The sequence below is a fragment of the Okeania sp. SIO2B9 genome (genome assembly GCF_010672505.1).
GTDB classification, from domain to species: Bacteria; Cyanobacteriota; Cyanobacteriia; order Cyanobacteriales; family Microcoleaceae; genus Okeania; species Okeania hirsuta.
Genome location: NZ_JAAHGK010000018.1, coordinates 1 through 13,343, shown reverse-complemented (window position 1 = coordinate 13,343; position 13,343 = coordinate 1). Strand labels below are relative to the sequence as shown.

Annotated in this window: 9 protein-coding genes; 4 read left to right on the top strand and 5 right to left on the bottom strand. The window is 37.2% G+C overall.

What is annotated here, in order from left to right:
- Window positions 1–1,079: 1,079 nt before the first annotated feature.
- Both F6K13_RS01705 and F6K13_RS01700 read left to right on the top strand, forming a co-directional pair.
- Window positions 1,080–1,619: a tetratricopeptide repeat protein gene (locus F6K13_RS01705; RefSeq protein ID WP_287286721.1), complete on the top strand. Its 540-nt coding sequence runs from the start codon at window positions 1,080–1,082 to the stop codon at window positions 1,617–1,619.
- Window positions 1,620–2,185: 566 nt separating this feature from the next.
- Window positions 2,186–3,721 (top strand): tetratricopeptide repeat protein, encoded by a 1,536-nt coding sequence (locus tag F6K13_RS01700; protein ID WP_287286719.1) that lies wholly within the window; start codon window positions 2,186–2,188, stop codon window positions 3,719–3,721.
- On the opposite strand, the gene F6K13_RS01695 is transcribed toward F6K13_RS01700, so the two are convergent.
- The 4 genes from F6K13_RS01695 to F6K13_RS01680 all read right to left on the bottom strand — a co-directional run bounded on the left by F6K13_RS01695 (window position 3,631) and on the right by F6K13_RS01680 (window position 7,003).
- Window positions 3,631–3,900 carry a tetratricopeptide repeat protein gene (locus tag F6K13_RS01695; RefSeq protein WP_287286718.1) on the bottom strand — a complete coding sequence of 90 codons (270 nt, stop codon included), beginning with the start codon at window positions 3,898–3,900 and terminating at the stop codon, window positions 3,631–3,633. The two genes, F6K13_RS01700 and F6K13_RS01695, sit on opposite strands and share 91 nt — an antisense overlap.
- 232 nt (window positions 3,901–4,132) lie before the next feature.
- Window positions 4,133–4,441 (bottom strand): type II toxin-antitoxin system HigA family antitoxin, encoded by a 309-nt coding sequence (locus F6K13_RS01690; protein ID WP_287239581.1) that lies wholly within the window; start codon window positions 4,439–4,441, stop codon window positions 4,133–4,135.
- Window positions 4,442–4,695: 254 nt separating this feature from the next.
- A complete protein-coding gene (locus F6K13_RS01685) occupies window positions 4,696–5,304 on the bottom strand; it encodes a hypothetical protein (RefSeq protein ID WP_124145506.1) in 609 nt (202 codons plus the stop codon).
- 403 nt (window positions 5,305–5,707) lie between these two features.
- On the bottom strand, window positions 5,708–7,003 hold the full coding sequence (locus F6K13_RS01680; RefSeq protein ID WP_192901138.1) for a glycoside hydrolase family 10 protein: 1,296 nt from the start codon (window positions 7,001–7,003) through the stop codon (window positions 5,708–5,710).
- A 518-nt stretch (window positions 7,004–7,521) separates the two neighbouring features.
- On the opposite strand from F6K13_RS01680, the gene psbA reads away from it, so the two are divergent.
- Entirely contained in the window at window positions 7,522–8,583 is a 1,062-nt protein-coding gene (psbA, locus tag F6K13_RS01675) for a photosystem II q(b) protein (protein WP_124143731.1), read from the top strand.
- A gap of 80 nt (window positions 8,584–8,663) precedes the next feature.
- Here psbA and F6K13_RS01670 read toward each other — a convergent pair whose 3' ends face one another.
- Window positions 8,664–8,816, bottom strand: coding sequence for a hypothetical protein (locus F6K13_RS01670; protein ID WP_161564736.1), 153 nt, complete (start codon window positions 8,814–8,816; stop codon window positions 8,664–8,666).
- Window positions 8,817–9,098: 282 nt separating this feature from the next.
- Between F6K13_RS01670 and F6K13_RS01665 the strand changes: the two genes are divergently transcribed.
- Window positions 9,099–13,007, top strand: a complete 3,909-nt coding sequence (locus F6K13_RS01665) for a hydantoinase B/oxoprolinase family protein (protein WP_124147562.1) — start codon at window positions 9,099–9,101, stop codon at window positions 13,005–13,007.
- Window positions 13,008–13,343 lie beyond the last annotated feature (336 nt).

Below are 13,343 nucleotides of genomic sequence, written 5' to 3'. Positions count from 1 at the left end.
TATTTTTCGGTAAGGAAGAAGGAACAGGGAACAGGGAACAGGGAACAGGGAACAGGGAACAGGGAACAGGGAACAGGGAACAGGGAACAGGGAACAGAGAGAAAGGCTATTGAGCAAGAAAAAAACCTAAATTTCCTGTAGATATTCACCCTTGGGTTTACACAAACGATATAAACGGACATGATATAATATGATATTCGGATAATCAGTTATAAATAAAATTTAAGGACTGACGGTACCAAAGAAATACTTAAATTATCAATACTATTCTCCAATATTTCCTCTTTTTCTCCTTTTTTTCCTCCTGACTCCTGACTTACCCTCCTGGAAGGGGGAGGGGCGAGGGGTGGGTTGACTCCTGAGGACTCACAAAATTTATTTATAAATATTCAACCGTTAGCGTAGCTCCCCCTCCGGGGGAACGTGATATAACACCTACCACCTACCACCTAAGAAGTTTATTATCGTTATGTTTACATAAGTTATTTAAGTATTGCCTATCTTTAATGGTCGATATATAATTAAATTTTAATAGTAGTATGAGCAATTTGTCTTAGTTGGTTCTACAGAGAAAACTTAGGAAATATGTCTACTGTCAAAATACGACTAAGGATTCATCATCAAGACCAGCTAATACCGAGGTTGATTTTTTTATGCTCTAAATTCACATTGGCGATCGCTATTGCAGTGTTAACTTTTGTATCTAATAGATGAAGCTATTGGGACTTTGATATTTTTTCCGATGAAAATAGCCAGTCAATCAGATAATTATAGATTTTATAGATTTTTGTAGATTTCTGGGAAGGGTAAATAGAAAAATACCTCAATACCTAAAAAATAGCTTAAACCTAGATATATCAGGAAAGAGGTTAAGAGGCTATCTTTATAATAAACCCCCTATCTTAAAATTCTGCATAACCTTTCCAGTGTGATAATTAATCAAGTAGTATACAACCGAAAAATTGTCAGTATTCTCCAGGAGAAACTACTATCATGTAATCGAAAGGATTTTGTCCTGAAGTCCCTTGATCGTAGCTGAAATAGATTTTTTAGTACTTATTAAGGTGAGGTATTGATATATGCGTTATTGGAGAAACTATCTGGGAGTTATTGCCACTGCTTTAGCCTTAAGTTTCCCTACCTTTGAAGGATTACACCAAGGAGAAAAATTACAAATTTCACCTGTATTTGCTCAGGATATTTCTTATAGTAGCTCTAATAATCAATCTGAAATAAGTAGGCTGTTAAAAGAGGGTGATAAATATTATCAAAATGAGCAATACGAACAAGCATTAGAAAAATTTAAGCAGGTATTAAAACTACGACGAGATACAGGAGATTTACTTGCAGAAGGTCGTGCTTTATTCTATGTAGGAGTAATGTACGAAAAACTAGGCAAAGGTGAGAAAGCTTTAGATTACTATTGGGAAGTTATAGGAGTAGCTGAAGAAGTTGGAAATCCCAATACAGCTACAATTATTCAGAAATATTTATGTCGAACTCCAGGAGGAAAAACATACCTGAACAATGATGGATTTAATGTTCTTAAATACTGTACAGGATGGGAAGGAGACTCTGGTAGTGTAACTCTTTTATTTGATGAAGATGGCAAAAAATAATAAGAATAACTCAAATAGACTTCTCCAAAAATTAATGGGCCTAAATAATAGCTTTCTAGTATTTCTCAGTAAGTGTGAGGTACACTGCCAGAGATCCCCCCTAACCCCCCTTGAAAAGCTATCCCTTATAAGGAACTCCTCAGACACAAGGACACGGGGCGCGGAGACACGGGGACACGGAGAGAAGGGGAGAAGAGGAGTAGGGTAGAAGGGAGAAATAGTTATAGTATCTAAGTAAAACTACTTAATCATTCAAAATAAATGTACTTTAAAATATATTTTCTCTCTAGAAAAAGACTTTTAAAGTCTCCAAGATAATTTGTCTATTTTGTCAAGTTTTATATTAAGAAAGATGTTTATAAAGCATAGCTTGAAAAGGGGGGAAACCGGAAGTCCCCCTTTTTAAGGATAATTGTTGATACCTTACCCCTTGTGAAAACCGCTATAGCGATCGCCTATTATTTGGTAATTGCTAAAGCTGAATAAATAAAAAGTATAAAAAAATGTTTAAAAGTAGTGGAAGAAGAATAATTAAAAGACTCATAAATTTTTTTCTAATCTGCTGCTTGAGTTTAACTTTTTACTTATGCTACGAAACAGTATTTCCTCAAATATTAAATTCTGATCAACCTCAAAATCAGCTAATATCTCAAACTCCACAACAAACTGAAGCAAAAGCACTTTATCAACAAGGCGAACAACTCTACAATGATGGTCAATATCAAGCTGCTTTAGAAGCTTATCAAAAAGCTTTAGAAATATTCCAATTATTATACAGATTATCAGATAATTCTACTCAATCTCTATCTCTAAAAATAAGTCAAACCCTTCATAGTATTGGAGCCACTTATCAAAAACTAACTGACTATCCCCAAGCATTAGATTATCATCAACAAGCATTAAAAATACGTCGCAAAATTAATGAAAAACAAGGTATTGGTAGTAATCTAAATAGTATTGGTGCTATTTATTTTCTCCAGGGAAATTATGACCAAGCTTTAAATTACTTGGAGCAAGCTTTAGCAATACGTCAAGAATTAGGAGATTTAGTTAGAGTTGGAGGAACTCAGAATAATATAGCAGCAATTTATCAAAATCAAGCTCAATATTTTCTAGCATTAAAATATTATCAACAAGCTCTACAAACATTCCAGGAATTAGAAAATTTTCAAGGTGAGGCAGCAGTTACTAACAACATCGGCTTAATTTATCAAGAATTAGGTCAGTATGAAAAATCCTTAGAGTGGTATCAAAATGCTCTAGAAATTTATCAAGCAAATAACAACAAAAATGGCGAGGGAAATACAATAAATAATATTGGGCTTACCTATAAATTGCAAAAAAAATATGCTCAAGCATTAACATATTATCAACAAGCTTTAACAGTTAGAGAACAAATAAAAGACAAAGCAGGAATAGGGCAAAGCCTGAATAATATCGGCTTAATTTATGACGAAAAAGGCGAATACCAAAAAGCACTAGAATATTTGCACCAAGCATTAACAATTTTCCAGGAAATAGGCAATAAAACAGAAGAAGGACGTATCTTAGATAGTCTCGGAACAGTTTATAAAAGCCTCAAAGAATATACCCGAGCAGAAGACTACTATCGCCAAGCTTTAACTACTCAAAGAAATGTAGGCGATCGCGCTAGTGAAAGAATAACTTTAAGTAATATTGGAGATTTATTAGTTGCAGAAAAACAGCCGGAAGTAGCAATTATTTTATATAAACACTCTGTAAATGTCACAGAAGAAATTCGGCAAGATTTACAAAATTTTCCTCTAGATAAACGGCAATCCTATGCCGAAAAAAATGCTGATACTTATCGTCGTTTAGCAGATTTATTATTACAGCAAAATAGAGTCACAGAAGCTCAACAGGTTTTGGATTTATTGAAAGTTCAAGAACTAGAAAATTACCTCAACAATGTAGAAGGTAATGAACAAACTTCTGTGGGAATAGAATTATTACCTCAAGAACAAGAAATATTGGATAACTATACCGCTATTCAAGATAAAGCAGTACAACTGAACAAAGAACTCACAGATTTACAGAATATATCACCCACAGATAGGTCGAAAGTTATCGCCACAGCCTGACCAAAAGCAGCGATCGCCTCTTCTATCTGCCCCACCTTAACCAAAGCCTCCCCCAAATTATGATGAGCATGGGAAAAATCAGGATTAAGAGCGATCGCCTCACGGTAAGCAGCCACAGCATCATCGAGCTTGCCCTCCCGCAACAATTGATTAGCAGTTTTGAAATTAGTTTGAACCATGGTTAGAATTTAGAATTTAGAATTTAGAATTACCTCTTCTTATAAGTGTAAGAGGATCAGTTAAAAGGATTTGTTTCTTGGTCTCATGGATATGGCGTAAGTTTCCTCCCCATCCCACCCTACGGGAAAGCTGCGCTAACGACCGCTTTTTTTCCCATTTCAAGGGGAAGCTAATAAAGCTGAATTCTTTAATTATTAATTATTAATTATTCATTATTCATTATTAAAAGACCTACAATTGAAAAATCGTTGGAGAGATTTGGAAATAATCTGCTAGAACTTTTGCTTGCCAGTTATTCAAAGAAAGTTGACCATCTACGACCTGAGAAACTACCTCATCAGAACCAATAATTCCTACTAAATTTTGTTGACTAATTCCGCTTGCTGTGATTAAGTGCTGTAAAACTTCGTAAGGTTTCACTGATGCCATAGGATAGTTTTCAGCTTCATAATTTTCTATTAACAAAACTAACAAATCATATAAAGCTTTTTCCTCCTGAGTAAGATTTTTAGCGAAAGTTAGCTCTTCTAACACTGCCAAATACGCTTCGTATTCTAGTTCTGTTTCTATAACTTTTGGAGTAAATTAGAAATAACTCAAAAATTAAAAGTCAAAAGTTAAAAGTTAGAAATTAAGTCAAAAGTGGGGGGAGGGAACAGAGCTAATTCTTTAACGCACCCTACTGGACTCCTACTTCTGACTTCTCAAAGGGCGGGTTCATCTAAATTTAGTGTTAAGCAATTAACTTAAGGCCAAACCCGCCCCTACTGGACTGACTCCCTACACTCCCCTTTTCAAGGACCTGAATATAAACGTACCAAAGCAATACCAGTAACAACAGCGACAAAAAACCATGTTACCAACAGACCTATTACTTCACTAATAAATAGACCGATCGCCCCATACATAAATCCACCCACTGCCCAACCAAGGGATAAACCTACAGACCAAGCAATAATATTGGCAATTATCCACCATTCTTCCCAATAAATTTGCTTCCTGAGTACAAACCATTGGCCTAATCCCAAAATTGCCCCCACAATAGCTCCATTAATCAACCCATGAAATAGCCTGACTGAAATTTGTTCTGTTCGTGGGGCCACCCAACCTAATGCTCCTAAACTACTGGCCCCGATTAATAACCATGTCACAATAGTTAATACAACCCACCATCTACTTCGGAAAATATAATTTCTCAGTACCAACCATTGGGCTAATCCGATGACAGCACCGCCCATGGCTCCTGAAAAAGCACCAATATAGGGTCTAACACCTACTTCTACAAATATTAAACTGACCAAAAAGCCGACAACAGTGAAAAATACCCACTGTAACCAAAAACCCCAGCCGATGGTTTTGGACTTAGTATGAGATGGATAATAATATGATTTAGTAATTGACACAAGCTCTTCTACAATTAATAATTAATAATTAATAATTACCTCTCCTTGAAAATGGATAGTTATTAGTAGTGGCGTGTCAAGCTGAAAATGGTTTATTAAATTTTTTAGTATAATTCTTGCTCTGACTAAGGTTTGGAGAATTTTCCTAAAACACTATTTCAAGCTTGACACGCCAGTAGTGGACCGTTTCATCTTAAATAGTGCATTAGAATTGTCATGGCGTTAGCGTAGCTTTGCGATAGCAAACAATAGTGTTTGCCTAGCATTCCGTAGGAAAGCAATCTCTAGCCAATTTCCTATTGCATCATTTTAGTTGAAACAGTCCACTACTGCTCCCTAGTTTTTAACTTTTGAATTCATATGACTTTTGACTTTTGACTTTTGACTTTTGACTTTTGACTTCTCAAAGTTTCGGACGAGATACAGAGGTAGGAAACATTTTCTTGAAACCAGTCCGGCGCTCTTGGGGTGAATTTGGAGTCAAATAACCCCATAAAGTTTCCCAATAGAAAAAAGAAACTCCCGCAAAGTGGCGATCGCGTACTGCTTTTACTTGTTGTTGAATTTGCTCTATCTTCATGGAAGTTTTCATGGTGCCTGTGAGGATACCTATACTGAAAGGAATTTTACTTTTGGCCAATTTCACTTCTGGTTGTTCTAATTCTGCTAAAAATGAGGGTAAGTTATCTCGATACACCTGTAAAACAAATTCGTCTACTATACCTCGCTTGATCCAAGTTGGCCAATCTTGCAAATATAATTTATAAGCAAAGTCATCAGGATTAGAAGACAAGGATACTATACAATTAGGTTTAACTGCTTTGACGGCTTTATAAAGTCTTTCCATTAAAGCAGTTATTTGATTTGCTCGCCATTGCATCCATTCTGGGTCTGTAAAATCTTCTGGAGGCATTTTACCCTGATGTTGTTCCCTGTAGAGGCGAACTGTAATTGGATCGTAGCCTAATTGTACTGGCATGGCAAAGCGATCGTCTATTTGAATGCCATCGACATCGTATTTTTTGACAACTTCTAATACCAGGTCGATAAAAAATTTTTGCACCTGGGGGTGAATGGGGTTAAGCCAAACATTATTGATAGAGAGTGACTGTTTTAGTGTTGTTAATAAAGACTGTTCATCTGGTTCTGGGAGCAGGTCTTTAAGTTCTAATTCAAATATATCCTCGGAAAAATTTCTATTTTTGTCCAGACTCGTTGTCACCCAGTGGGGATGGCGTTTGACTAACAGAGAATTTATTGGTGCCATGAAACCATATTCAAACCAAGGAATGACTCGTAAACCTTGGCGGTGGGACTGTGTAAATATTTCTCTGAGTACATCTCCACCAAGGCGAAATGTGGCAAGGGTAGGGTCTTGAGGTTGACCCGTGACTTTTTGAGCAACCTCACTGGGATAAAATGTGTTGCCTCTATTCCAGGTTACGGGATAAACAGTGTTGAAGTTGAGTTGAGAAAGTTGACGGAGGGCGCGGTTAATTCCCCAGGGAGCGAATAATACGGTACTACTAACATTCGTTATCCAGACTCCACGCACCTCTTTTTTTTCAGGTATAACTTTTGCGGTGACTAATTTTGGCGAGCTTACTATTGCGCATAGGAAAATAGAAAGAAAAGCGATCGCGACTCCTATTCCTAGCCAGATTTTTAATTGTTTGAATTTATAATTAATGTTATTCATTATTAGGGAGTAGGGAGTAGGCAGCTTTGCTGTAGGCAGTAGGCAGTAGAGAGAAATAATTGATGATTTCTGTGGGATGATTGATTTTATTTTTTATTATTAGACATCTGGTAAAAATTAAAAATAAAATCAATTATTATCCATAAATTATCAATTATTATTCCCTGTTACCTGTTATCTGTTCCCTGTTCCCTCTTTTATGGATATGTCTATTGGAGATATCTATCATACCAAGCATGAAAAAAGAATGTTACGAATAATAGGGGCAATTAAAAGACTTTATAGGAGATGTCTATTTTCATAAATATGAAAAAGCGTTTCCTGGCGGAATGCTCCACAAACAAATACCGGCATTGCTGAATTAAGGTATGAAAGTAGGTTTATAGGGAACAGGGAACAGGGAACAGGGAACAGGGAACAGGGAACAGGGAACAGGGAACAGGGAACAGGGAACAGGGAACAGGGAACAGGGAAAAGTTAATATTAACAAGTAGTTCAAACCATCCAAAATAAAAAANATGACAACTACCTTACAACAGCGTGAAAACGCCAACGTATGGGAAAAGTTCTGTAGCTGGATCACCAGCACAGACAATCGTTTATACATCGGTTGGTTCGGTGTATTAATGATCCCCACCCTTCTCACAGCTACTATCTGCTACATCATCGCATTTGTAGCAGCTCCTCCAGTAGACATTGATGGTATCCGCGAACCCGTCGCTGGTTCCTTAATGTTCGGAAACAACATCATTTCCGGTGCAGTAGTACCTTCCTCCAACGCTATCGGTCTACACTTCTACCCCATCTGGGAAGCAGCAAGTTTGGATGAGTGGCTATACAACGGTGGCCCATACCAGCTAGTAATCTTCCACTTCCTCATTGGCGTATTCTGCTACATGGGTCGTGAGTGGGAATTATCCTACCGCTTAGGTATGCGTCCTTGGATCTGTGTTGCATACTCTGCTCCAGTAGCAGCAGCAACAGCAGTATTCTTAATCTATCCAATCGGACAAGGAAGCTTCTCTGATGGAATGCCTTTAGGAATTTCCGGAACATTCAACTTCATGTTAGTGTTCCAAGCAGAGCACAACATCTTAATGCACCCATTCCATATGTTAGGTGTAGCAGGTGTATTCGGTGGTTCATTGTTCAGTGCAATGCACGGTTCTTTGGTAACATCCAGCTTAGTACGTGAGACAACAGAAACTGAGTCTCAGAACTACGGTTACAAGTTCGGTCAAGAAGAAGAAACTTATAACATCGTAGCAGCTCACGGCTACTTCGGTCGTTTAATCTTCCAATATGCATCATTCAACAACAGCCGTTCCTTACACTTCTTCTTAGGAGCATGGCCAGTAGTAGGAATTTGGTTCACAGCATTAGGTGTGTCCACAATGGCCTTCAACTTGAATGGTTTCAACTTCAACCAGTCGATCATCGATTCTAGTGGTCGTGTGGTAAATACTTGGGCAGACATCATTAACCGGGCTAACTTAGGAATGGAAGTAATGCACGAGCGTAATGCTCACAACTTCCCTCTAGATTTGGCTGCTGTAGAAGCTCCTTCTATCAATGGTTAATTTAAAAGATAACAGCTATTAGTAAAACTTAGGTTTGGCTAAGAATTACTAATAGCTGTTATCTTTTATTAAGCGCAACTTCATAGAGAAATGGTATCAGATTGAGTCCGGAGACTTTGACAGTAACTTTTTATTCTTTCCTCAATTTCAAAGGTTGCTTTTGCCTTTCCTAACATTAATAGCTGATAGCTAATAGCTGAGGGCTGAATGCTTACAAAACTACGAATGGTCATTTCAGTTATCAGTTGTAAAATTATGATTTATGAACTACTATCAGAAAATGTAGACTGCCTCCTTGATATGTTTAGATCAGACAAATTATTTTTGGTGAGTAGAAAAGACGATAAAACTGTTAATTTTTTGCAATTACAGCTTTTATCTCTTGAATGAGATGCACCCATTTGCAGTTTTAACGAACAGAAAAGAAAATCAAATCTACCTCACCTACATAAGTATAGATATAACTCTAAATATCCTGTTATAAACCACTGAAATTTATTAAATTCTAAATTAATATGACTAACAAATCTATTACTAACAACTCTTGGCAATTTTGGATAGACCGTGGAGGTACATTTACTGACATAGTTGCTAAAGCTCCGGACGGTCAAATTATTATTCATAAACTATTATCAGAAAATCCCGATCGCTACCAAGATGCTCCAGTACAAGGAATTCGTGAAATATTGGGAATTACTCAACATCAACCTATTTCTTCAGAAGAAATAGAAGTGATTAAAATGGGTACTACTGTGGCTACAAATGCTTTATTAGAAAGGAAGGGCGACCGCACAGTTTTAGTTATTACGAAGGGGTTTAAAGATGCTCTAAGAGTTGGTTATCAAAACCGACCAAATATTTTTGCTAGAGAAATTATTTTGCCGGAAATGTTGTATGAAAAAGTTATTGAAGTTGAGGAACGTTATACAGCGAAGGGTGAAGAAATAATTCCACTTCAAACAACGGAGTTAACTATTCAACTTCAAGAAGTTTATACAGCAGGAATTAGAAGTTGTGCCATTGTTTTAATGCACGGTTATCGCTACCCGAAGCACGAACAAAAAATTAAAGAAATTGCTCAAGAAATAGGATTTACTCAAATATCTGTATCTCACGAAGTTAGCCCTTTAATGAAATTAGTTAGTCGGGGAGATACTACTGTTGTTGATGCTTATTTATCACCAATTTTACTAAGATATGTCAATCAAGTTAGTAATTCTTTAAAAAAGGGAACAGGGAACAGGGAACAGGGAACAGAAAAGGAAAATTATTTTGCCAAAAAGATTTTAAGCAATATTTCAGAAAGACAGTCAGTTAAATTAATGTTTATGCAGTCAAATGGCGGTTTAACAGATGCTCAAAAATTTCAAGGTAAAGATAGTATTTTATCTGGACCTGCTGGTGGAATTGTTGGAGCAGTTCAAACAAGTAAAATGGCTGGTTTTCATAAGATAATTAGTTTCGATATGGGCGGTACTTCTACTGATGTTGCTCATTATGCTGGAGCAGAAAATAAAACAATAGAATATGAACGAGAATTTGAAACAGAAATTGCAGGAGTACGGCTACAAACTCCGATGATGTCGATACATACTGTAGCTGCTGGTGGAGGTTCAATTTTATTTTTTGATGGTTCTCGTTATCGTGTCGGACCTGAATCTGCTGGAGCAAATCCTGGTCCGGCTGCCTATGGAAAAGGCGGACCTTTGACAGTCACAGATTGTAATGTAATGGTCGGAAAAATACAGCCGGAATTTTTTCCGAAAGTCTTTGGGAAAGATGGAAATTTACCTTTAAATTTGGAGATTGTTAGAGAAAAGTTTACTCAGTTAGCAGCAGAAATAGGTAATAGTAAAAAACCAGAAGAAGTAGCTAGTGGATATTTAGCTATAGCTGTGGAAAAAATGGCAAATGCTATTAAAAAAATATCTTTGGAAAAAGGTTATGATGTTTCAGAATATACTCTTTGTTGTTTTGGTGGAGCTGGGGGGCAACACGCTTGTTTAATTGCCGATGCTTTGGGGATGAAACAAATATTTATTCATCCTTATGCTGGAGTTTTATCAGCTTATGGCATGGGATTAGCAGATATTCGAGTTATGAAAGAAAAAGCAGTTGAAAAAATACTAACTCCAGAATTATTGCCAGAAATTAAACAAGTTTTAGCCACACTGGAAACTGAAGCTAAACAAGAAATAAATTCCAATCAAAATCAAATATCCTTATGGAAAGTTCACATCAAATATCAAGGCAGCGACTCAACATTAATCGTAGACTTTGCCGAAAATATCTCTATAATGAAATCCGAATTTGAAACAGCCCATCAACAAAGATATGGATTTATCATGGCAGAAAAATCTCTAATAATTGAAGTAGTTTCCCTAGAACTTATTCAACAAATGGAAACACCAGAAGAAATAGAACAATCTCCCACTAAAAAAACTGCCATAACTCCAATTACAACAACAAAAATCTACACCGCAGGAAAATGGCAAGATACACCTATTTATCTAAGAGAAAACTTACAACCAGGAGCAAAAATTAATAGCCCCGCCTTAATCATAGAAAAAACCGGAACTAATATTATCGAACCTGGATGGCAAGCAGAATTAACCCTCAAAAATCACCTCGTATTAACCAAAATAAAAACCATAGAAAATCAAACAGAACCAACCACAAAATCTCAAACAAAAATTCCAACATCAGCAGACCCAGTAATGCTAGAAATATTTAATAACCTATTTCGAGCGATCGCCGAACAAATGGGAATTACATTACAAAAAACTGGCTCCTCAGTAAACATCAAAGAAAGACTCGACTTTTCCTGCGCCATCTTTGATCGAGACGGTCAATTAGTTGCCAATGCACCTCACATTCCCATACATTTAGGTTCCATGAGTGAAAGTGTTAATGCCGTAATTTCTGATAAAAAAGATATCCTCAAACCAGGAGACGTTTATGTTTTAAATAATCCCTATAACGGCGGTACTCATTTACCAGACATAACAGTTATTACCCCTGTATTTCCACCTCCCCAAAAAAACAAAGATATTTCACTTTCCCAGATAAAAAACTCTCCTGTCATGGCAAAACAGGAAAAGAATAAATCTATTACTCAGAAATTAAAATCCGTAAGCCTTTCTCCCAATGAAAATATTATTTCTGAAAATGAAACAAGTACTTCCCTAACTCCCCCTGAAAAGACAGAAAAAAGAGAAACTCCCATATTTTATGTAGCCTCCCGCGGTCATCATGCAGATATTGGAGGTATTACCCCCGGTTCCATGCCACCCCATAGTAAAACAGTAGAAGAAGAAGGAATATTAATCGATAACTTCCAACTCGTCAAAAACGGAAAATTCCAAGAAAAAGAAATATTAAAAATCCTCACCTCCGGCAAATATCCTGCCAGAAACACCAGTCAAAATATCGCCGACCTCCAAGCACAAATAGCAGCAAATGAAAAAGGTACACAAGAACTTCAGAAAATGACAGAAAAGTATGGCTTAGAAACCGTACAAACTTACATGAAATTTGTTCAAGATAACGCCGAAACATCAGTACGCCAAGCCATAAAAAAACTCTCTTCATCACTGAACAAACAAAATTCCACATCCACCTTCGATGACGGCAATAAAATTCAAATTTCTGTCAGTCTCGACAAAAAAAATCTCAGTGCAAAAATAGACTTTACAGGAACATCTCCCCAGCTTCCCACAAACTTCAACGCACCAACCGCAGTTTGTAAAGCAGCAGTATTATATGTCTTTCGTACCCTAGTTGATGATGATATTCCCCTCAATGCAGGTTGTCTCAAACCATTAGAAATTATTATTCCCGAAGGTAGTATGTTAGACCCAAAATATCCCGCAGCTATTGTTGCTGGAAATGTAGAAACTTCTCAAACCATCGCCGATACTTTATACAATGCTTTAGGAATAATGGCATCCTCCCAAGGAACAATGAATAACTTCACCTTTGGCAATAGTAAATATCAATATTATGAAACTATTTGTGGAGGTTCCGGTGCAGGTGTTAACTTTCATGGCACCGACGCAGTACATACTCACATGACCAACTCCCGGTTAACCGACCCCGAAGTTTTGGAATGGCGGTTTCCAGTATTGTTAGAAAATTTTGCCATTCGTTCCGAGAGTGGGGGTAAAGGTTTATATAAAGGTGGCAATGGAGTAATTAGGCGAATACGTTTTTTGGAGCAGATGACCGCCGGGATATTATCAGGTCATCGGGTTGTTTGTCCCCCTGGTTTGAATGGTGGGGGTGATGGTTTAGTGGGAAGAAATTATGTCGAACGCAGTGATGGGAAAATTGAAGAATTGGGGAGTACCGCCACTGTGGAGATGAATGTGAGTGATGTATTTGTGATTGAAACTCCTGGTGGTGGGGGAGTAGGAAAGTTGTAGGGTGCGTTTCTCTGTGCGACATGAAACGCACCTTAGTATTACATTTACTACCTTATATTTGATGTCTCCAGGGGTTAAAACACCCTGGATTCTAAGCGGATGTGCTTATGCGGGCTAAAGCCACGCCACGCACTGCTTACGATACTTTTTAGTTAGACTATCTAATCTATATCGTTGTGGAAGCATCAAAACTTCCCTAGCAACCTTGGCTAGTGCAGGATGGCAGAAATAAGTGACCAGTAGGAGCAATGCCCTCTTCCTGAGATAGAATACTCAGAGGTGCGATCGCATCGGAGAGGCCAGCCCCAAAAAGTGACCACTAAAAAAAAGTGATTT

Excerpts from the sequence above, each read along its gene's own strand:
- F6K13_RS01705 (WP_287286721.1), top strand. The coding sequence starts at position 1,080 with ATGCGTTATTGGAGAAACTATCTGGGAGTTATTGCCACTGCTTTAGCC.
- F6K13_RS01695 (WP_287286718.1), bottom strand. The coding sequence starts at position 3,900 with ATGGTTCAAACTAATTTCAAAACTGCTAATCAATTGTTGCGGGAGGGC.
- F6K13_RS01680 (WP_192901138.1), bottom strand. The coding sequence starts at position 7,003 with ATGAATAACATTAATTATAAATTCAAACAATTAAAAATCTGGCTAGGA.
- psbA (WP_124143731.1), top strand. The coding sequence starts at position 7,522 with ATGACAACTACCTTACAACAGCGTGAAAACGCCAACGTATGGGAAAAG.
- F6K13_RS01670 (WP_161564736.1), bottom strand. The coding sequence starts at position 8,816 with ATGACCATTCGTAGTTTTGTAAGCATTCAGCCCTCAGCTATTAGCTAT.
- F6K13_RS01665 (WP_124147562.1), top strand. The coding sequence starts at position 9,099 with ATGACTAACAAATCTATTACTAACAACTCTTGGCAATTTTGGATAGAC.